Genomic DNA, 17128 nt, shown 5'->3' with positions numbered 1-17128 from the left:
GGAAATAAAAAAGGCGCCGGTGTGAGGCGCCAAAACCACTTGGGAGTGGCGGATTAGAAAGTTACTCAGCCGGGGTGATGTCCACGTAATAGGCCTTCCCCTGCTCCAGCTTTTCAGCCACTGGGGTGGCCATGGTCAGGTTGAACTCACCGAATGGCGTGGCTTTGCCAAACACGACGTTCTCATCGTCAGGATTGCCGGTATCAGATGAGTACACAGCGCCAAAGCGAACCTTGGAGAGAGGATTGCTCTCGTTGGCGAACTCGTGTGGCCAAATACCATGGCAGATCAGTTTGCAGCGGATGGTTGTGGTCATGTTGCACTCCACGTGTGAGTGCAGGTTGTGTCTTTCAGTCTTGCGCCTGCGGAAACGAAAAAGCCTCGCACAGTGGCTAGGCTTTTGGTGGAGCTTAGTTTTTGCCCAAGCCCTTATCGCGGTTATCGAGCCAGTGCCTCAGCTGAACGCCCTCAACCTCGCCTATCTTGGCACTGGCCGAAGGCCAATCTGCGAAAACACCGATCACCATGCTCCCAGAAAATACAACCCAAACCAGGTTCGGCGAGTCGGGAACTGGCTGGATGCCTTCAGCAAACTTGGGATAATCGATTTTGGCTTTTTCGAGAGAACACTGTGAAGCGGAGATGGTGGGCATACTGACTCCTTTGAAAGAGCCAAAAGAGTAATTCTTCAAATATTTCAAGGCAATAAAAAACCCGGCGCAGCGGCCGGGTTCAGGTATTCATGAGTAGATGTGGTGCTCAAGCAACTAAACACCGTGCCATGAAAACAGGTCGTTATCCGCGTGGAAAGACTTTTTACGCTACCTCGCGAATTGTCTCCAGAGCAGAGTCAATCCAAGCGACTCCGGCCTTAATAACCTCTCGCGCCTTTGCCTCACCCATGTCGTTTTCCCTTGCGATCCGTAACGCCGGCCATTTAGCGCCGAAATATAGCCAGATAAAATTTCCCATCTGCTGATCACGCTTCGATAATCGAGCGACTGCCCCATCCACCACCAAGGCCAGATCATCGGTCACATAGTATTCCTTCACTCCCCCCTCGCACGGAGTGTTATCGCGGATCAACGCATAAAGCGGAGAAACGTACTGAGGCACTCCCATTCCATCCATACGCCAATATCCCCACTGCTCCAACATCCACTCGGTATCCCCCAAGGGTTTACCTAAGTACGTTCGCTTTTTCATGCGACTCTCCTCGGGTCTGGGTCACTCAGGCCGAACAGGTCGCGCAACAACCGATCAGCAGATTTGTTCCTGGCATTGCCCTCGATCAGCCAGCGTTGGCCGTAATCATGAAATCCGATCTCGGCCCGCATGCCGTGCCAGGAGGCGACCATGTCCAGTAAGCTAGCCAGCGCGCTGGGACCGCCCACTTTGGTCTTCGCCAACTCTTCACCGGCGATCTTCAAGAATCGGCGCTCAAGATCGCTCATGCTTTTTCGCGGAAGCATTGCAGCAACTCGGTCATTCATTGGACATTGCCCCTGTACTTGCTGACGAAGGGGCGATTCATCTCGACCTCTTCATCGGATGGATACGAATTGCCGTTGAAGTTGACGAAGCGTCCGTATTCCCCTTGCTGCTGGACAAGGCAGCTCCCCACTTTCGCATGCCGACACTTGGGCATGATCAACTCGGTCACGCCGTTCTGGCCCTCCTCGGTGTCCATGTCGCGGTGAACCAGAATGATGCAGCTGGCATCGGCCTCGATCTCGCCAGAATCACGTAAGTCACTTGCCTGAGGCCTCTTGCCTACACGTTTTGTCGAGTCACGATTGAGCTGTGAGAGTTCAACCACCGGGACATTGAGCTCCTTGGCAAGACGCAGAAGCGCTTTGCTGATCGCACCGACCTCCTCGCTTCGTGTGCGCCCTCTTCGCTCCGACTGAACCAAGCCGAGATAGTCGACCATGATCCCGGCCAAGCCATGTTCACGCTGGCATTGCCTTGCAGTTGATCGAATGCTGGCTGGCGTCTGGTGCGGATCGTCACAAATGAACAAGGGGGCTCCGTGCGCCTGTGCTACAGCTCCGACCATTCGGGCCCAATCGTCATCCTGCATCTTCTCGGGATTGTCGAGCCGCCGCAGGTCCACACCGCCAAGGGACGCGATAGCGCGAACACCCAACTCTTCGTCTGGCATTTCGATTGAGAACACCAGCCACGGCAGCTTGGCAACGCAGGCGTTGTGTTGGGCGATCTGAAGGGCCAGTGTGGTTTTCCCACTACCGGGAAGGCCGGCGATGATAGTTACCTTCTTCGGGCGAATGCCTTGCATCAACTCATCAAGCTTTTCGAGCCCAGTCGATGGCCAATTCGGTCTCAGGCCGAGATGCTTGTCATTGACGCCTTCAGCCGCCCGGCCCATAACGTGATCCAGGCGGTGATACTTCGGGTGATCGTCATCTAGGTCGCGAAGGTCTGCAGTAGCCTGTTGGGCCAAAGCGATAATCTCAGTCAGAGATCTATCTTCACTAACTTGCTCTCTGATCACATCAGCAGCTTGGACAACTTGGCGCAGCACGGCGCGTTCTCGAACGTGGCGAGCGTAGACCTTCCAGTTCGCAGTACTAGGAACGTTGTTTGCTATTTCCGCAGCGAACGCCAGCATGCTGTCACCGCTTGGCAACCTAGGGCGAAACAGTCCAACGGTCACCGCATCGATGGGATCGCCCGTCGCATGACACTCAATAATCGCCTGATACAACGCGGCGTTTTCCAGATCATGAAAGTCCGAGACTTGTACCTTGCTAGTGATGTCGTCGAACAGGGTCGGGTCCATCATGATCGCCCCGAGTACGCCGTGTTCTGCCTCAATGCTGAACAGCGCCCGAGTCATACAGCACCTCGCGCAGACGCCCAATTAAAACCGATAGCCTGCCCTCCGGCTTGCCGCAGGCGATCCAGCGCGCGATCGCCGATGTACCGCGCCAGATCTGCAGTCACAAGGTTCGAAACCACTACCGTCGGCAGGACGAATTGGTAACGTCGATCGATCACCTCATGCAAAACACCCAGCTCATACGCGCTACCACTCTGAGCACCGACTTCATCAATAACTAGCAGATCAAAACTCGCAAGCTCTTCCAGGATGTCCTTATCTGAATACTCAGCGCTTCGATCCATAGCCCCCTTGAAGACTCGAATGATCTCAGCTGCTGTGGCGATTACTGCCTGGGCTCCATGCTCACGGATGACTGCCTGAACCATCGCGCAAGCCAGATGCGTTTTCCCGTTGCCAACGTTGCCCGAAAGAACCAATGAACGGCCGGCAGCGTAGTTATCGGCAAACTGAGCAACATAGTCCTTGCAGGCACTCAGGGCCTTGGACATAGCCTCGCTTCCTCCAGCAGTTCTGTAGCTGTCGAATGTGCATCCACTGAATCGCGGTGTGATGCCAGAACCTACGAGCAGCTTGTTCAAGTCTTCAGCTTTCTTCCTACCGCTGGCCAAGACGTAAGCCTCAGTTGATTTAGGAGCCGTGTGCAAAGCCTCCCAGTGGCAATGTTTACAACCACGTATCAACACAGAGCCGTCGAACTGCTCAATCTCGGAACTGCTTACCGAGCCATGCAATGGGCATTCGAGATCAAAGAAGCGGACACGAGGCGCTCTGCAAAAATTAGAAATTCGCGCCACTCTTCACCTCCGGATACAGCTCTTGCGTATGGTTTGGCAGACTGTGATAGGCCGATGCTTTCGCTGTCTTAGTGCTTGCGCCAGGCAGTATTGATTCCGGATAGATGTCGCTCCACGAATTAGTGGTGGAGTTATCCAGAACGGCATCAGGGTCGGGATGTTTGGCCAACTTTTTGGCGATCAGTTGGCAGGCGCGCTCGGTCAGATCTTTGCGTTTGGATTTACGCATCTCGCAGAACCCAACCCAGGCCTCAGTCGATACGTTCTCCGGCTTGGCAACCAGTGGATCAAACTTGCTCGACTTCCTCTCCGCCTGAGTACCAGCTGGCTTGCCTGCGGCTTCTTTTGGTTTATTAACGGGTAGTTGACGGATAGTGGACGGATTGGGTGCATGTGGTGCACCCCGTTCTGTCGTCATTTGCACGTCGTTCTGTTCTGAGCTGCACCCCGTTACGTCTTCATTTGCACCCCGTTCATCACGGGGTGCATCAGGTGCACCCCGCTCAACAGCCATGTCGTAGACGACTGGACGACGATCATGCCTGTCGATATAGGCTGCCGCGATCGCCTGATTTCCGCGGCGAATCGCACCAAGCGCCTCGAGCGCTTCCAGCTTGTATTTGACCGTCCGCACGGCCAAGCCAGTGTCCTCGCTCAAGCTGTTCGTAGAGGGAAACGCGCCCTTTCCGTTTTTGTCGGCATAGTTCGCAAGGCACAGGAGGACGTGCCGGGCTGTGGACTCTTCCACCAACCGCTGCTCAAGCGCCCAGACCATTGACTGAATGCTCATAGGTCAGAGCTCCATCTCGTCGGTGACACGCTTGATGAAGGCGTCGTAAGACTCAGCCATGACGAATCCTTGATCCTCCAGAGCCTGCCGATATGCCTTGGCGCTTCCGTAGAGCACCCAGCGTTCACGCTCGGGGAGATTTCGGAAGTTGGTATAGCTGGGCCAGGGGCCTGCGATCTTGCATGCCGTGGATGTCTCCAGAGGCGTTACCGGGAGAGTTCTCATTTGGATACCTCCCTGCTATCCAGCTTCGCGAGAAGTGCATTCAAATCGTCACCACGAGCCATCAGGTCGCTACCAACAATTCGTAGTCCGGCAGCTATTCCACCAATGGTGTAGCCATTGAGAATTTGCTCGACCGTATCAGGCGCCTCACCAGCAAGATCAAGAAAAAGTCGGCCAATGGCATCAATGAAATAACCTGCTGAGTGCATGGAGTCAGCGTCGTCAGAAATACGGGCGGGAGAAATAATTGACCGGCCCATTATTTGTCATCCTGTTCGACAGGAACAAAATCGGGCATACCATTTCGCATAGCGCGCAGCCCCAACACAGCGGCTGCAGCAACACGTTGAGCAAATCCAATTTCAAGATTCGTGTAGTGGCCGCCCATGCCGATGATTGCGAACTGAACGGCATGAAACGCTTCGGTTTCGTCAAAGGACGCCAATGCGCTGACTTCGTGATCGAAGTACGTCATGCCCTTTTCCCTGTCGGCAGCAACACCGGGGTTATTTCGTGGCCAATTCACCATTCGCCCCAGAGGATCGCGAACTGTAAAACTCAGATCGTCACGCGTTTGTACGAGTGGAAAATTAATCGACTTCAACAGACGAGCTTGTTCACTTCGAATAGCGTGTGCCATGATAAGTACCTCTAGAGATGTATTGTCCTGGTTGCACAGGACGATTTAATGAACCCGGTTCCCGCCGGGTTTGTTGCTTTCTGGGCGGGGTGATTTTCATCATCCACGCGTTTTAAATAATGCAAGTCCTGTCCTGGCAGCGTGTTCACGCCGCCCTTACCGACTGTTCTAAAACCAGCAAGCACTGCCGCACGTGGCCGATTTCTTTCTGGATACCCGCCTTCTCGATCTGCGAAACATGACCATCAGCTATGGCATCATGAACCGCGCGGGACACATCCCCGGACTCGGCGGCCAGGTGCACAAGCGCTTGAATTAGGCTCACTCCTTCAGGCTTCACCTGAGGCACCAACTCGTACCCCAAGGCGCTCGCCAATAGCTGCAGTGGCTCAGGATTCTTGCTGTGCACCAGAATCTGTAGGAACTGCTCCAGGTTCAGCCGGTGCGAGTCATCATTGGGGTTACTGCGGTTGAGTAGCGCGGTATGACTCATGCCCATCAGGTGAGCCAGCTGCTTTGGCCCCGCATCCAGCACTGCCTCATGAATTGCGCGATGTACCTGTTCCATTCGGGAAACCTCTTGGCGGTTGTCGTGGCAGCACGACCTGCTGATGAGCGAAACTTTGCTCATCGAATCAGGCGGCGGATTGCTCGGAGTTAGTTGAGGAGTTACGCAGGTAGGCCCAATCGATATCAGGGCGTAGTTCTTCGCACGTGACCGCCCTACCCGACTCACGATCAAGATTGATGGCGAGCCCTGGACCTGCGAGGCGATATCCATAAGCAATCTGTTTGAGGTTGCCGACGCTGGTACCGCTTCGCTCTGCTAGAGCATCCAGTTGGGCCGGCTCCATTGAGCGGATGAGTTCGATTAGGGTCATGGTGATCTCCGAAAGAGCTCCAGATTACACTTTGCTAATTTACATATCAATAGCATTTTATAATTTACTGTTTGCTAACGCAGGGTCACTATTCGCCTATGGATATGAAAACTCTTCGGGTCGAGGCGCTGCGGCGTGTAATCGGCCAACTCAGCCAAAAAGAATTCGCCGACCAGCACGATCTGGACGCTTCCTATTTGTCCCAGATCCTCAATGGGCATCGAGGCTTGGGCGAGAAAGCTGCACTCAACCTCGAGCAGAAAATCGGCTTGGCACCTGGCGTTCTAGTGAACCCAGGCGGCTACGGTTCGAACGTCATCGAGGGTGAGTTCTCGCGGCACGAGGTCCATCGTGAGCAGTCTCCTGCCTACCAAGCAATGCTGGGGACGGCATCGCCCAGGGCAATCGCCATCATCGAGAAACTGGCCAGAGCCGCGGCAAAGGGCAAACTCAAGGAGTCGGATCTGGTGTTGCTGGAAGGCATCGCCGGCCTGCTCGAAAAAGCCAACTCCGAAAAGCCCTGAACACCAGATACAAAAAGCCCGGCACTAGGCCGGGCTCTCTCTACTGCTACTTCAGCAAATCCTCTTCCCTGCTCTGCCACATAGCCTGAAGCTTGGTCAGCCCCTTGCCGGTGATCAGCGTCGAGCACGTCGGGATCGTGCCGTCGATTGGATGCTCAAAGGTGCCCAACTTCACATTGAGCAGACCGGCTTCGATCTTTGCCTGGTAAGGCTCATTGGTCCTCGTCACCCAGCCTTTCTGGCGCATGAACTGCAACAGCCTGGTCCGGCCAGTGCCTATGATCTTCGCAGCTTGGGCCGCGTTGTATGTCTTGTGCGACACCGCGACCATGTCATGGAAAGCGACCTTCGGAGCGTCCTGCTCTACCTTCACTTCCAGCTCGTGGTTCTCCTTCGAGAGTTCGATGTTGTCCGCCTCCAACGCGACTACTTTCGTCACGTTTTCGGTGAGCAGCGCCAGGAGTGTGCGAGGGTCACTCAGTGCAGCCGAGTAGTCAAAGGCCGGCTTAGCAACTTGCTGTTCCAGTTCCTGCCAGCGATCAACCAGGCGAGCAGTAAACTCTGGGCAGAGCTGCGCGACGATGATGTAGGTATCACGCTTGCAAATTTGGTACTCCATAGCCGGACGGCCAAGGCCATCGAGGTATTCCACCAATGGTGGAAGACCGATAACGCCCTTTTCGGCCAAACGTTCGACTGCACGTTTCACACTGTCGTGACGAGAGCCAACCAAATCGGCAATCTCGCGAGAGGACATTGTGGTCCGCGACACATCCTGCTGAATCTGAAAATGTGTCGCTGCTGTGGATGGATGGCCATGGTGGCTCAAGGAGTTGTTCATACGAGTTTCTCCAGGCCTTCACCTACAGAGTCAATCACCGCCTTAGCTGATTCGACGGCCATATGGAGTAACCATGCTTGAGACGGAGAGATAGTGATCTCCTGCATTCCAGCCTCACACAGCGAATCTCTCACGCTGTAGAGAATGCAAGACGCCTGGTTGAGAGCGTCCACGGCAGAAATGCTTGGCTGAACAGCGAAGAGATGCTGCTGCTCAACATTGCAAACGGTGAATGAGCTTTCAACGGTAACGGGTCCCTTGATAGCGCCAGCATTGAGTTTTTCTTGTGATGCCGTATTCTGTTTCATGTGAATGTCCTCAAAAATGTTCACTGCTTCATAGGCCTCAAGCGTTCCAGCGCTTGGGGCTTTTTTATGCCTGCCTGATTTGCTCATCTCGCAGCATCGCCTCCCTTAATGCCCTCCCAACCAGCCAGTTTTGGCTGCGTTCTTCCTGCTGTGCCTTCCTTTCGAGCCAAGCCTTTACCTCCGGCTCCACTCGAAAGATTACCTGTGTCATTTCACGCACCTTCATCTCAATTCCTCCAGGCCAAGCACCGTGCTTGGTAACGATTTAAGCACCGTGCTTTATTGCAGTCAATAGCACCGTGCTTCATTATTTGGGTATGAGCAGAACAGATCTTCAGGTCAATTTTCGGATACCGGCCGAACTCAAGACTCTCCTTGAGCAAGCTGCGAAGGAGAGCGGGCGCTCTTTGACCGCAGAGATTGTGGCGCGCCTCAACCTGAGCATCCTCGCTGACGGCAAAAACGGAGAGGAGCTTTTCACCGCTGATATGGCCAAGGAATATGCATCCATAGCGCGAAAGAGCTTGCCAGCGGTGGTGCGAGAGCGAATCAGGATTGCGATAAACCGGTCTATCCTCCGAGGCTTGGGCAGTGCAGACGTATCCCTCAGTGACCTCGGGCTGGAGTCTCTGCCGTATGAAGAACTAGCGAAGATACAGATAGAGCTAAGTCAAGAACTGCATGACGCTGGCTATGGTTTTGAATGGGATGGAGGTGAATCGATCTGGATAACCTATGGTGATCCGGAGCCGACTTCGGAAATACCAGAAGTCTCGGTGACTCGGAAAACTCAGGAGTCGGAGTCTCTTTCACCACCACGACGCATTGGCACTGCACGAAAGAGCTAGCTAAGTCCTGCGACAATCCCACCTTAACGCCACAAGCATCACCATCTACTCTCCAGCAAGATCGAGATAAATGGAGATCAGTCCATATCGATTGTTTTTTGAAGCGCAGTCTTTCTTGGCGTTGTAGTGCAGAACGTCTATGACCGACGAAAAGTGTTTGCGGGAAAATCGGAACATATATGGCCATCGTGCGCCTCACGGAGCTTCTGTGGTTACGATGGTTTCCAATTATTCACACAAAATTTGCAATTGGAAGGCCCTCAAAAAGGGCCATCTTTTTCCGACGGATGAGGCGTCGCTTGATCGTTTATTGTTCATGCCTGCTCCCGTTTTTCAGGTGACAGGGAACAGAATAATCGCGCCCTCCGCAGAGATCACCGCAATTGCGGAAAAGAGAATCGCAATTGCGGTACTGCTGCTGCGTGGCTACTCAGCTTCTTTAAAGGCCCTGTTGGCGGCCGCGAATATGTCCTCAAGAGTACGCCTGCCCAAGCCACGCTTGCCTTGATGACGTTCCAGTATCTCAGCAACTATTGCAGATTGATTGCGCGCGGCGCGGCTTGGCTCGTTCAACAGTTCCAGCATGGCAGCAATGGCCAAAAGGTGGGATGGCTTCGCTTCTGCATTTGCTGCAGGACATTTTGGCTCTAAGCTATATTCAGCTATGTTTACGCCTCGTCTAGTCCAAAATTCGGACCACCAATCAAATGTGTATTTCTGACCAACAAATAATTCCTGAGCCTCAATGGCTAGAAATAATGCTTCGAAATAGCCTGAAAACATCGACATAAAATTTAGAGTTTCACGCTCTACTGGATTGAGCGGAACTACATTTAAAAATCTAGTTATCGCTAGGTAGACCAGATCCGGCCTAATTGGAAAATATGTACTTCCCCCCCAGAGAAAAGTAGTGTTCCCAGCTATAATATCAAAGTAAATTCCTGTCACCAGGCATAGCCCATCCTCAACACCTAGATAATGCTGGAGCTTAAGATCTGCAATAAGAGATGGGGTTACAGCATATATGCAAGAATTCAGGCGCTCCGCCCTAAAGTCGATTAACAACTTCTCTAAGGCAGCCTCATAGGTCAGCTCGGAAGCATATTTTTTTTCTGAAAACATACAGGAAGCAAGTGAAGTAATACGTCCTTCTTCATCAATAAAATATTGGCATTCGTCCATTATCCTAGCGTCTCCCTAGCACTCTCTTACTAATAAATTGTCCAGGCACGCGGATGGGAAGTCCGCTTCGTCCCGTAGAGCTAGGCCAGTCAATTGCTCAGGATCATGAGCTGTCCACGTACCAGCGATAGCATCCAGTCTATCGCCAGTTAGCAAAATGTAATAGCGGAGGTGTGAGCATGCAAAACGGAGCGCGTCGCTAAGGATGCGCTAGGCTTAGGTTCGATTTCCGCACGCCCCAGGGGAAGCTAGGAGCATGCAGATGGCGAACCAAAACGCAGAACAGCTATGAGGGGAATGCGGCAAGGATCGGAATTCGTAGCGACTGTCGTGTGTTTGACGCGCTGATAATCTAAAGGAGCATTTCTAATGCTAACGGCAATAGCGCATATCGTTGGCGCCATACTGGCTACTGGAGCCTTGGGCGTGATCGCTCTTCTGATAGGCATGTGGCATCGAGAAAGATTTAATAAAAGTACACTTCAGGAAATCGCGACCAGGCTTGGCATACCCGTTGATGACTTTAATGATGAGAAACATATCGCTAAGGCAGTTGAATTTATGCCAGAACGATTTAGTACTGACCGATTTAGCAATCGACTGTCTGATCTCTGTGGCTGGTTGCAGTCCTCCTGGAGTTGGCTCGGGGCACTACTGCAATTAGGTCTTCTTGTCGGAGTTATCTGGGTTACGGTCACTGATTCACTAGAAAACGCCATCTATGCTTGGGGAGTCGTCGCTGAAGCATTGTTTTTTTGGGTTACGGGCGCGCTCTTTGCTTTTTTGTGCCGTCTTCTGACTGGTCGATACCCGGGTCAAGCTAGACAGATCAGGAAGGGGCTGGCCGAGCATTTGAATACACAATCCAATAGATCTGTGATCGCTAATTAATGGTCCTCAGCCGGGGCTTCTGGACTTGTGGATTCAATTAATCAAACGAGCCTGGAATGGACTTTGATTATCGCTACCTCATTGCCCTTATCTTTGCTGCCGCGGCTTTCTACGAGGCCCTAGCCATCCGGAAGCTGCTGCATAAGCTGAACGATAAAGTAGACAAGTTGGATGCCATTGTCGTCAATCTGGAGAGCCAAGTGGCGGATGCAGCTCACGAAGCGGCGTCAGCTAAACAGGTCGCGCTGAATGCCTGGGACGATGCGAAAAAGCACCATGCCGATGTCATATCAGCAGTAGAGAACGTAAGGGGTGGCGGAATTATGAAGTAGGGCCACCTTCACTAGATTTGCTTGATTTTCTCCCCCGGTGAGTTCCAGGCCTTGCGATGATCGACAGTTGCATCCCCTACGTGGAGGGGATAACCGTGCGCGGGGCTGCCGCATGGTGCTGGCAACCACCCATCGGGATCCCCCTTGAAGAACCGTAGTGGCGCTACAATCCCATTAACGACTAACGTTAAGCGTTAATAATGATCATAAGTTTTCGCTGCGGCGACACCGAGAGCCTCTTCACCACGGGATCCTCCAGGAGGTGGACGGCTATCTTGACTGTCGCGCAACGGAAACTGAACATGCTCAATGCGGCGGCCACCATCCAAGACTTAGGGTCACCGCCCGGAAATCGGTTGGAAGCACTACAAGGGAACCGACAAGGCCAACACAGCATCCGAATCAATGATCAGTATCGAATTTGCTTCACCTGGGGTGCTCACGGACCAGAAAACGTTGAAATTGTAGACTACCACTGAGGTGAAATTGTGTTTACTAACGGCATGCGCCCCGTCCATCCGGGCGAAGTTCTCAGGGAGGAATATCTCCATCCCATGGATCTATCCCCTACCGCGCTTGCGAGGCTGCTGAATGTCTCTGCACCAACGGTGCATGACATTGTCCATGAGCGTCGTAATATCAGCGCTGACGTAGCTCTGCGCTTAGCGACATGCTTCGATACGAGCCCACAGTTCTGGGCCAACCTGCAATCAGCCTACGACTTGCGCAAAGCAGAAATTGAACACGGTGCGGAAATCGCTCAACAAGTCCAGCGTGCTCCAGAGATTGCCTGACAGTAAGCAAAAGGTCGCTCGAAAAAACCCGGCTATAGACCGGGTTTTTTTTGCGCGTGGGAGGGGGCATCTCACTGTACCCATTGCTAATGGTGTTTCGAACACTCGGAGTGATACGGTCATCCTCCTCACCCTGCGTGAAGAGACAAGAGCATGGCCGCACTCGAAAAGCGCTATCCCCGCGATTCGTTCACCAAGAAGCTGGAACGGATTTGCCAGAGGCTGGACGAGGCATCCGTCCGGACCATCGCTCACAAAGACTTCTTCAACAAAGCAGCAACGTCTCGGATTGAGATCACCTCGCTATGGGTTGTGGGCTCGTATGCCCGCGGCGCGATGGTTTGCGGAGATTTGGACCTCGTCCTTGAGTACAAGCTCATTGAAGGTGGCCACCCTTCGCCTCGGACAATAACGAAGACTTTCTTTGGGGCCCTTCCATACGTTAGCTACTACTTCGGAAAACCAGAGAGCAGCACGTCGGGCGTGGTATTCCACAATCCAATCCCGATCTGGACCGAGCCTGGCTGCGATTGGAGGGCGGCGATCGATTCGATTAAGCCTACTCCTAGCGCCGGCCGCGAAACTCGTGAGACGGACTCGATTCCATTACGACCGGACCAGATGTACATGGAACCGGAGCGTCTGCAGTGGTTGGCGGCCCAAGAGAAAGAAGGCCTACTTGAGTGGGAGTTCGTAGAGTTCACCGCGGCGGACCTCGAGCCGGTACCGCTAGAAGAAATCAGCCACCGAGATAAAAAGCTCCTTCGGATTGCTCCCATGATGGCGAAGAAATCCCAGGTGCTGATACCCGCAATCATTCGGTTGATGACCAGGAGTGCCCCCTTTGGCACATGGGAATCATCGGACAGCTACCGCGTAAAGTTGAGTTGCGGGGCGACAGCATTGCACCTGGGGCGTCCAGTCTTGCCATACAACGCCTTTGACAATGATCCCACTATTAAGCAATACATCCTCATCCCACATATCAGCGCCAAGGGTCCAAACGGCGCCTGGATAATTCGACGTGGGCCCAAGCACCCGGACGCGCAAGCTCTCGCAAACAGGCATGCCTATTATCTCGGGAGTCCAGGATCTCCAGAGACGATTGCGTATCGCGACCGCAGTAAAACGAGGTCGACGGAAATGCTGGAGCTTTTCAATACGCACGACGATGCCAAAGAGTTTGCTGCCATGTTGGATGAGGGGAATGCGTTGCCAGAAACCGAGATTGGTAGAGCTGAAGGGCTAGACCTGATCTCGCTCTTTGCTTTGGTGGACGTTATCGAGATTGGCGACCACCAGCACGTGATGACACATGCTGGCGCCGCCTACTTTGAAAAAGACAAGGCGACCATGGACGAGATCGTGGCCACCCTTCCCCTCGCAACACAGATCAGCGCTGAAGTTTGAGCCGAGTACGCAGACGACGAAAAAAGCCCGCACGGTGGCGGGCTCATTGGAAAAAATAAAAGTCGGCGTAATACTCGCCTAGCGCATCGAGGACTGTAGTCCTTATCCGACTGAGCTGATTGGACTCACCGTTATTTACGGCTTCACCGTCGGCCATTTTTTCTTCCATATCGACGGTACTACTTAGATTGCCGATCCTATAGGCTTGGCTGGAGCAGTTTTCTGTGGTGTCTGTTGCCGAACTTTCGATGCTTCTTTCATGGCGACCGTACAAATTGTTTCGGCGATGTTAGATGCGATGGTCCCGGCATCAAACATAAACTCGACTTGGGCCACGATAGCACCATTGACATCAGTCATGGCGAGCGTGCCCCTTTCCTGCACGCATTCCGCGGCCCTAACATAAAATTGAAGGGCGTTGATCTTATTCGTATTTTGGTGGACAACGCGCCCCAAGGCGACTGCTAACGCTACCCCGGTTGTATCTTGATCGAAACGGAAAGACCCCTTCTTTAGCTGGTAGGACATTCCCTCACCGATGCCATAATCGATCCACTGGCTTTCTACCGCAGGTGGTTGCGCCTGGGGCTCCGTTACTTGAGCTACTGCTGGCTTAGGATCTTGGGTTGCAGGTAATTGCAGCACACATCCAGCCATCGAGATTACTAATACACCGACCAGAGCTATTTTTTTCATTTGGCCTCCATGTCAGAAAATAAAATACATCTCACCGCCGCGCCAGATCACCCAGTATTAGCCCTGGAGATCCCGCCAGTCTTCACCTCATCCGCCAGCGCAGCAAGCCGATCAGCATCCTCATACAGCTTAGCAATCAGCTTCAGGACGGCTATTTGCTCGACATCCCGGCAGTCCTTGGTGATTCTGAGCACTTCGTCTGCAGCTTGCTCAAGGCCAAATCCCAGATCCTTGAGTTCGCGGCGCAGCTCTTGGTTGGGCTTGGTAAGTGGCATGCTGACCTCAGGCTATTGGCTCAGAAGTTTGGGCAGAGGTCTCGGCTAACCGGGCATTAAGTCTTGCTTCATCAGCTTTAAAAATAGTGATCAGGTGATGGATGGCCTGGGCATCGATCTCATTGCCGGCCAGGCTTAGCCTCTTGGCGACCCGGAGCAGCTACACCGCTGACCACTTCAGGTCAGAGGCGATACCTTGGAGGTCGTGCTTTAGGTCTTGATTTGGCTTGGTAAGTGTCATCTATGCCTCATGCATATTCTGGCCGTTTTAAGCCTTTCAATGAGTCCATGGCGGTCTTCAATGAAGAGTCTTACGACTTTCGCCAATCCTGATACGGTCCAGCGCCCGGTTTAGAGAATCCACGCATCAAGGAGGGCTTTCGCCTCAATCTCTCGAGCGCGAATACACCTCGCGCCGGAACAAGTGCTGCTCTGAGGCTGGGTAAAGCTGTTGCCGTCGTCCGAGCTCGGAACAACGCCTGCCCTTCTCGCTCGTACAACCTGCTAACGACGCGAAATTTATCACCATTAAATCGCCGCTACGAGAAGCTCCGCAGCGAATCTGCCGGTCTTCTCCAAAATTAGCAAAATATCATTTAGCAATTTGTATTGACGATTAATTTAGCTCTTGCTAAATTCGCATCACATCTCCGTCGTCTCATCACATCTAAAGCCTTCACCAAATTTGCGAATGCCAACAACGCGGCGGGACTTTGCTCGCCCTGGAGAAACTGTGTCGTTGGCGAGCCTTAACCCGAGAGGATGCGCAGTGATTACTCAAACACAGAACCCAGCAAGCGAATTCGCGGAGTTTGGCCAGCGCCTTATAGACCTGGGCATGGCAATGAAGCGCGACCAGACCACGGTGAGGGATCTTCAGGAGCTAGCAAAAGCGTGCGGCATCAAGCTGCTGGCCCTTCGCTCCGTGCCTGGCGCAGAGGTGCGCAATGGCTAAAACGATCCTGCAGGTCCATCAAGGCGGCGTCCATTTCTACCTGAACACAGAGAGCTCATCACCCAACACCGGGCACAGGAACCGGTACCGGCTGTTCAAAACTGAAAACTATGGCCGCGACAAGTCGGGATGGATTCAGGTTGGCTCGATGGCAGGGCAGGAATTGAAATCAATTGAAGGTGATGCTGCCTTGTTTGAGGCTTGCGAGAAGCTCTTTGCCAGTAAAAAACCCCACTGTTATGGACACCATGGGGCTATACGCGGCAAAGCAGGGAAGTGGGAGGGAGAAGCCTTCCCTATTCGCCAAAGCCACCTGAAATCGAAATTGGCAGCCGAGCCCGCCTGCAGCGTCGGCCGGGACTTGGGGAAGATATGACCGCAGATCTTGCACTCCTCCCCCGCTTTATACGGGCCAAACAGGCGCCCGCTTACCTTGGTATGTGCCGCGCCGTGTTTGACGCCGAAGTTCGCCCACACATCCACGAATTCCCGATTGGGAAACAGGGCGTTGCATTCGACAGGCTTGAACTGGACGCATGGGCAGACGCGTACATCGAGTCGATGGCAATTGAAAAAGCCAGCAATGAGGACAACAATCGGCCCCGCAGTGGGCGCCAAGGAGTTAATAAATGGCGCGAAAAACAATCTCCGGCCTCTACGAGAGGAACGGAATCTGGCACATCGACAAGGTCGTCAGAGGTCAGCGACTTCAGGAAAGCACTGGAACAAGCGAAAGGCAGGAAGCGGAGCAGTACCTGATTCACCGGCTGGAAAAGCTCAGGCAGGAAAAGGTCTATGGCGTGCGCCAGGTTCGTACCTGGCGTGAGGCCGCCACGCGATTCCTGGTTGAATTCAAGGACCAGGCGTCGATCGGACTGTCCGCTTCACATATTGAACAGCTGGACCCGTACATCGGTGATCTGCCGATCACCCATATAGATGACGGAACCCTGGCTGCTTTCAAGCGAGATAGGCAGAAGCCGACGACAAGCGAAAAAGGGAAGTTGAAACCAGGCGTCTCGAACCGGACAGTGAACATCGCCTTACAGCGAATCGTTCGGATCTTAAACCTGTGCCACAGGAAGTGGCGAGACGCAGAGAAACGGCCGTGGCTGGATAGCGTGCCGATGATCTCGATGCTGGAAGAAAGGAAGTCGAGCAGGAAGCCCTACCCCATGTCATGGGCAGAGCAGTCGACGTTGTTCGCGGAAATTCCTGACCACCTGTTGAGGATGTCGCTCTACAAGGTGAACACGGGTTGCCGGGAACAGGAAGTCTGCAAGCTTCAGTGGGATTGGGAAATTCGGGTGCCGGAACTGGGAACGAGCGTGTTCCTGATCCCTGCTGACTTTGGCGGGAGGAGTGAAAAATCTGGTGTGAAGAACGGCGATGAGAGGCTAGTGGTGCTGAACAAGGTGGCGATGTCGGTCATCGATGGGCAGCGCGGTCTGCATTCGAAGTATGTCTTCCCGTATGGGCAGCCGGACGAACACGGTGCGACCCCGATGCACCGGATGAATGACACAGCGTGGAAGAAGGCCAGGGTGAGAGCGGCGGCGAAGTGGGAAGTGGAACACAAGTCACCGGCACACCCTGGGTTCAGATCGATCAGGATTCACGACCTTAAGCACACCTTTGGCAGAAGGCTACGTGCAGCGGGCGTGACACTGGAAGATCGGAAGGCGCTCTTGGGGCACAAGAATGGCAGCGTTACGAGCCACTATTCTACCGCAGAGCTCGAGCAGTTGATTGAAGCGGCAAACAAAGTATCAGCGACCGATTCGAGAGGACCGGCATTGACCATCTTGAGGAGGAAAACGGGATGAACCCCCGCAAAAGTCCCTGCGCATGAAAAAGCCCAACCGGTGAAGATTGG

At 53.4% G+C, this 17128-nt stretch carries 28 protein-coding genes and 1 pseudogene; 10 read left to right on the top strand and 19 right to left on the bottom strand.

Annotated features, from left to right (window positions below; all coding sequences use genetic code 11):
* Positions 1–61 precede the first annotated feature (61 nt).
* The 12 genes from ACVWYU_RS08970 to ACVWYU_RS08915 all read right to left on the bottom strand — a co-directional run bounded on the left by ACVWYU_RS08970 (position 62) and on the right by ACVWYU_RS08915 (position 6196).
* Positions 62–316: a hypothetical protein gene (locus ACVWYU_RS08970; protein WP_457372483.1), complete on the bottom strand. Its 255-nt coding sequence runs from the start codon at positions 314–316 to the stop codon at positions 62–64.
* Positions 317–410: 94 nt separating this feature from the next.
* On the bottom strand, positions 411–653 hold the full coding sequence (locus tag ACVWYU_RS08965; protein WP_457372482.1) for a hypothetical protein: 243 nt from the start codon (positions 651–653) through the stop codon (positions 411–413).
* Positions 654–816: 163 nt separating this feature from the next.
* Positions 817–1206 carry an antiterminator Q family protein gene (locus tag ACVWYU_RS08960; RefSeq protein WP_457372481.1) on the bottom strand — a complete coding sequence of 130 codons (390 nt, stop codon included), beginning with the start codon at positions 1204–1206 and terminating at the stop codon, positions 817–819.
* Complete coding sequence (locus tag ACVWYU_RS08955) at positions 1203–1472, bottom strand: hypothetical protein (RefSeq protein WP_457372605.1); 270 nt, start codon at positions 1470–1472, stop codon at positions 1203–1205. The genes ACVWYU_RS08960 and ACVWYU_RS08955 overlap by 4 nt, the downstream gene beginning before the upstream one ends.
* A gap of 17 nt (positions 1473–1489) precedes the next feature.
* Positions 1490–2860, bottom strand: coding sequence for a replicative DNA helicase (locus ACVWYU_RS08950; protein WP_457372480.1), 1371 nt, complete (start codon positions 2858–2860; stop codon positions 1490–1492).
* On the bottom strand, positions 2857–3354 hold the full coding sequence (locus tag ACVWYU_RS08945; protein ID WP_457372479.1) for an ATP-binding protein: 498 nt from the start codon (positions 3352–3354) through the stop codon (positions 2857–2859). The genes ACVWYU_RS08950 and ACVWYU_RS08945 overlap by 4 nt, the downstream gene beginning before the upstream one ends.
* A gap of 289 nt (positions 3355–3643) precedes the next feature.
* Complete coding sequence (locus tag ACVWYU_RS08940; RefSeq protein ID WP_457372478.1) at positions 3644–4450, bottom strand: helix-turn-helix domain-containing protein; 807 nt, start codon at positions 4448–4450, stop codon at positions 3644–3646.
* Positions 4451–4453: 3 nt separating this feature from the next.
* The gene (locus ACVWYU_RS08935; protein WP_457372477.1) at positions 4454–4675 is read right to left on the bottom strand and encodes a hypothetical protein; all 222 of its coding nucleotides are present in this window, start codon (positions 4673–4675) and stop codon (positions 4454–4456) included.
* Positions 4672–4935 (bottom strand): hypothetical protein, encoded by a 264-nt coding sequence (locus ACVWYU_RS08930; RefSeq protein ID WP_457372476.1) that lies wholly within the window; start codon positions 4933–4935, stop codon positions 4672–4674. The genes ACVWYU_RS08935 and ACVWYU_RS08930 overlap by 4 nt, the downstream gene beginning before the upstream one ends.
* Positions 4935–5315 carry a hypothetical protein gene (locus tag ACVWYU_RS08925; protein WP_457372475.1) on the bottom strand — a complete coding sequence of 127 codons (381 nt, stop codon included), beginning with the start codon at positions 5313–5315 and terminating at the stop codon, positions 4935–4937. Before ACVWYU_RS08925 ends, ACVWYU_RS08930 begins: the two co-directional genes overlap by 1 nt.
* A 145-nt stretch (positions 5316–5460) precedes the next feature.
* Positions 5461–5883: a phage regulatory CII family protein gene (locus ACVWYU_RS08920; protein ID WP_457372474.1), complete on the bottom strand. Its 423-nt coding sequence runs from the start codon at positions 5881–5883 to the stop codon at positions 5461–5463.
* 67 nt (positions 5884–5950) lie between these two features.
* Positions 5951–6196: a YdaS family helix-turn-helix protein gene (locus tag ACVWYU_RS08915; RefSeq protein ID WP_457372473.1), complete on the bottom strand. Its 246-nt coding sequence runs from the start codon at positions 6194–6196 to the stop codon at positions 5951–5953.
* Between the two features lie 98 nt (positions 6197–6294).
* Between ACVWYU_RS08915 and ACVWYU_RS08910 the strand changes: the two genes are divergently transcribed.
* Positions 6295–6720, top strand: coding sequence for a hypothetical protein (locus tag ACVWYU_RS08910; RefSeq protein ID WP_457372472.1), 426 nt, complete (start codon positions 6295–6297; stop codon positions 6718–6720).
* Between the two features lie 46 nt (positions 6721–6766).
* Here ACVWYU_RS08910 and ACVWYU_RS08905 read toward each other — a convergent pair whose 3' ends face one another.
* Genes ACVWYU_RS08905 through ACVWYU_RS08895 form a run of 3 tightly spaced genes read right to left on the bottom strand, consistent with a single transcriptional unit; the run spans position 6767 to position 8095 of the window.
* Complete coding sequence (locus ACVWYU_RS08905) at positions 6767–7561, bottom strand: phage antirepressor KilAC domain-containing protein (protein ID WP_457372471.1); 795 nt, start codon at positions 7559–7561, stop codon at positions 6767–6769.
* Positions 7558–7956 (bottom strand): DUF3077 domain-containing protein, encoded by a 399-nt coding sequence (locus tag ACVWYU_RS08900; protein ID WP_457372470.1) that lies wholly within the window; start codon positions 7954–7956, stop codon positions 7558–7560. The genes ACVWYU_RS08905 and ACVWYU_RS08900 overlap by 4 nt, the downstream gene beginning before the upstream one ends.
* On the bottom strand, positions 7934–8095 hold the full coding sequence (locus tag ACVWYU_RS08895) for a hypothetical protein (protein ID WP_457372469.1): 162 nt from the start codon (positions 8093–8095) through the stop codon (positions 7934–7936). Before ACVWYU_RS08895 ends, ACVWYU_RS08900 begins: the two co-directional genes overlap by 23 nt.
* Positions 8096–8186: 91 nt before the next feature.
* Here ACVWYU_RS08895 and ACVWYU_RS08890 point away from each other — a divergent pair, with 91 nt between their 5' ends.
* Positions 8187–8717 (top strand): Arc family DNA-binding protein, encoded by a 531-nt coding sequence (locus ACVWYU_RS08890; RefSeq protein WP_457372468.1) that lies wholly within the window; start codon positions 8187–8189, stop codon positions 8715–8717.
* A gap of 426 nt (positions 8718–9143) precedes the next feature.
* Here the strand turns inward: ACVWYU_RS08890 and ACVWYU_RS08885 are convergent, their stop codons facing one another.
* Positions 9144–9899: a hypothetical protein gene (locus ACVWYU_RS08885; RefSeq protein ID WP_457372467.1), complete on the bottom strand. Its 756-nt coding sequence runs from the start codon at positions 9897–9899 to the stop codon at positions 9144–9146.
* Positions 9900–10268: 369 nt separating this feature from the next.
* Here ACVWYU_RS08885 and ACVWYU_RS08880 point away from each other — a divergent pair, with 369 nt between their 5' ends.
* The 5 genes from ACVWYU_RS08880 (at position 10269) to ACVWYU_RS08860 (ending at position 13326) form a co-directional block, all read left to right on the top strand.
* The gene (locus ACVWYU_RS08880) at positions 10269–10790 is read left to right on the top strand and encodes a hypothetical protein (protein WP_457372466.1); all 522 of its coding nucleotides are present in this window, start codon (positions 10269–10271) and stop codon (positions 10788–10790) included.
* 56 nt (positions 10791–10846) lie between these two features.
* Complete coding sequence (locus ACVWYU_RS08875; protein WP_457372465.1) at positions 10847–11122, top strand: hypothetical protein; 276 nt, start codon at positions 10847–10849, stop codon at positions 11120–11122.
* Between the two features lie 200 nt (positions 11123–11322).
* Positions 11323–11601, top strand: coding sequence for a type II toxin-antitoxin system RelE/ParE family toxin (locus ACVWYU_RS08870; RefSeq protein ID WP_457372464.1), 279 nt, complete (start codon positions 11323–11325; stop codon positions 11599–11601).
* A 24-nt stretch (positions 11602–11625) separates the two neighbouring features.
* Positions 11626–11916, top strand: a complete 291-nt coding sequence (locus ACVWYU_RS08865) for a HigA family addiction module antitoxin (protein WP_457372604.1) — start codon at positions 11626–11628, stop codon at positions 11914–11916.
* 153 nt (positions 11917–12069) lie between these two features.
* Positions 12070–13326 carry a hypothetical protein gene (locus ACVWYU_RS08860; RefSeq protein ID WP_457372463.1) on the top strand — a complete coding sequence of 419 codons (1257 nt, stop codon included), beginning with the start codon at positions 12070–12072 and terminating at the stop codon, positions 13324–13326.
* Positions 13327–13509: 183 nt separating this feature from the next.
* Here the strand turns inward: ACVWYU_RS08860 and ACVWYU_RS08855 are convergent, their stop codons facing one another.
* The 3 genes and pseudogenes from ACVWYU_RS08855 to ACVWYU_RS08845 all read right to left on the bottom strand — a co-directional run bounded on the left by ACVWYU_RS08855 (position 13510) and on the right by ACVWYU_RS08845 (position 14538).
* Positions 13510–14022 (bottom strand): hypothetical protein, encoded by a 513-nt coding sequence (locus ACVWYU_RS08855; RefSeq protein WP_457372462.1) that lies wholly within the window; start codon positions 14020–14022, stop codon positions 13510–13512.
* 47 nt (positions 14023–14069) lie between these two features.
* Positions 14070–14297 carry a hypothetical protein gene (locus ACVWYU_RS08850; RefSeq protein ID WP_457372461.1) on the bottom strand — a complete coding sequence of 76 codons (228 nt, stop codon included), beginning with the start codon at positions 14295–14297 and terminating at the stop codon, positions 14070–14072.
* 7 nt (positions 14298–14304) lie between these two features.
* Positions 14305–14538: pseudogene (locus tag ACVWYU_RS08845) on the bottom strand (hypothetical protein).
* A 528-nt stretch (positions 14539–15066) separates the two neighbouring features.
* Here ACVWYU_RS08845 and ACVWYU_RS08840 point away from each other — a divergent pair.
* From ACVWYU_RS08840 to ACVWYU_RS08830, 3 genes are all read left to right on the top strand, one after another.
* Positions 15067–15252 (top strand): hypothetical protein, encoded by a 186-nt coding sequence (locus tag ACVWYU_RS08840; RefSeq protein ID WP_457372460.1) that lies wholly within the window; start codon positions 15067–15069, stop codon positions 15250–15252.
* On the top strand, positions 15245–15628 hold the full coding sequence (locus ACVWYU_RS08835) for a hypothetical protein (RefSeq protein ID WP_457372459.1): 384 nt from the start codon (positions 15245–15247) through the stop codon (positions 15626–15628). Before ACVWYU_RS08840 ends, ACVWYU_RS08835 begins: the two co-directional genes overlap by 8 nt.
* A 253-nt stretch (positions 15629–15881) precedes the next feature.
* Positions 15882–17078 carry a tyrosine-type recombinase/integrase gene (locus tag ACVWYU_RS08830; protein WP_457372458.1) on the top strand — a complete coding sequence of 399 codons (1197 nt, stop codon included), beginning with the start codon at positions 15882–15884 and terminating at the stop codon, positions 17076–17078.
* Positions 17079–17128: the final 50 nt, after the last annotated feature.

Source organism: Pseudomonas sp. TE12234 (assembly GCF_054061835.1).
Note: the sequence above shows the minus strand (reverse complement) of the source record. Positions and strands in the feature narration are given on the sequence as shown.

Coding starts and splice junctions, on each gene's coding strand:
- ACVWYU_RS08970 (WP_457372483.1), bottom strand. CDS start 316: ATGACCACAACCATCCGCTGCAAACTGATCTGCCATGGTATTTGGCCA.
- ACVWYU_RS08965 (WP_457372482.1), bottom strand. CDS start 653: ATGCCCACCATCTCCGCTTCACAGTGTTCTCTCGAAAAAGCCAAAATC.
- ACVWYU_RS08960 (WP_457372481.1), bottom strand. CDS start 1,206: ATGAAAAAGCGAACGTACTTAGGTAAACCCTTGGGGGATACCGAGTGG.
- ACVWYU_RS08955 (WP_457372605.1), bottom strand. CDS start 1,472: ATGCTTCCGCGAAAAAGCATGAGCGATCTTGAGCGCCGATTCTTGAAG.
- ACVWYU_RS08950 (WP_457372480.1), bottom strand. CDS start 2,860: ATGACTCGGGCGCTGTTCAGCATTGAGGCAGAACACGGCGTACTCGGG.
- ACVWYU_RS08945 (WP_457372479.1), bottom strand. CDS start 3,354: ATGTCCAAGGCCCTGAGTGCCTGCAAGGACTATGTTGCTCAGTTTGCC.
- ACVWYU_RS08940 (WP_457372478.1), bottom strand. CDS start 4,450: ATGAGCATTCAGTCAATGGTCTGGGCGCTTGAGCAGCGGTTGGTGGAA.
- ACVWYU_RS08935 (WP_457372477.1), bottom strand. CDS start 4,675: ATGAGAACTCTCCCGGTAACGCCTCTGGAGACATCCACGGCATGCAAG.
- ACVWYU_RS08930 (WP_457372476.1), bottom strand. CDS start 4,935: ATGGGCCGGTCAATTATTTCTCCCGCCCGTATTTCTGACGACGCTGAC.
- ACVWYU_RS08925 (WP_457372475.1), bottom strand. CDS start 5,315: ATGGCACACGCTATTCGAAGTGAACAAGCTCGTCTGTTGAAGTCGATT.
- ACVWYU_RS08920 (WP_457372474.1), bottom strand. CDS start 5,883: ATGGAACAGGTACATCGCGCAATTCATGAGGCAGTGCTGGATGCGGGG.
- ACVWYU_RS08915 (WP_457372473.1), bottom strand. CDS start 6,196: ATGACCCTAATCGAACTCATCCGCTCAATGGAGCCGGCCCAACTGGAT.
- ACVWYU_RS08910 (WP_457372472.1), top strand. CDS start 6,295: ATGGATATGAAAACTCTTCGGGTCGAGGCGCTGCGGCGTGTAATCGGC.
- ACVWYU_RS08905 (WP_457372471.1), bottom strand. CDS start 7,561: ATGAACAACTCCTTGAGCCACCATGGCCATCCATCCACAGCAGCGACA.
- ACVWYU_RS08900 (WP_457372470.1), bottom strand. CDS start 7,956: ATGAGCAAATCAGGCAGGCATAAAAAAGCCCCAAGCGCTGGAACGCTT.
- ACVWYU_RS08895 (WP_457372469.1), bottom strand. CDS start 8,095: ATGAAGGTGCGTGAAATGACACAGGTAATCTTTCGAGTGGAGCCGGAG.
- ACVWYU_RS08890 (WP_457372468.1), top strand. CDS start 8,187: ATGAGCAGAACAGATCTTCAGGTCAATTTTCGGATACCGGCCGAACTC.
- ACVWYU_RS08885 (WP_457372467.1), bottom strand. CDS start 9,899: ATGGACGAATGCCAATATTTTATTGATGAAGAAGGACGTATTACTTCA.
- ACVWYU_RS08880 (WP_457372466.1), top strand. CDS start 10,269: ATGCTAACGGCAATAGCGCATATCGTTGGCGCCATACTGGCTACTGGA.
- ACVWYU_RS08875 (WP_457372465.1), top strand. CDS start 10,847: ATGGACTTTGATTATCGCTACCTCATTGCCCTTATCTTTGCTGCCGCG.
- ACVWYU_RS08870 (WP_457372464.1), top strand. CDS start 11,323: ATGATCATAAGTTTTCGCTGCGGCGACACCGAGAGCCTCTTCACCACG.
- ACVWYU_RS08865 (WP_457372604.1), top strand. CDS start 11,626: ATGCGCCCCGTCCATCCGGGCGAAGTTCTCAGGGAGGAATATCTCCAT.
- ACVWYU_RS08860 (WP_457372463.1), top strand. CDS start 12,070: ATGGCCGCACTCGAAAAGCGCTATCCCCGCGATTCGTTCACCAAGAAG.
- ACVWYU_RS08855 (WP_457372462.1), bottom strand. CDS start 14,022: ATGAAAAAAATAGCTCTGGTCGGTGTATTAGTAATCTCGATGGCTGGA.
- ACVWYU_RS08850 (WP_457372461.1), bottom strand. CDS start 14,297: ATGCCACTTACCAAGCCCAACCAAGAGCTGCGCCGCGAACTCAAGGAT.
- ACVWYU_RS08835 (WP_457372459.1), top strand. CDS start 15,245: ATGGCTAAAACGATCCTGCAGGTCCATCAAGGCGGCGTCCATTTCTAC.
- ACVWYU_RS08830 (WP_457372458.1), top strand. CDS start 15,882: ATGGCGCGAAAAACAATCTCCGGCCTCTACGAGAGGAACGGAATCTGG.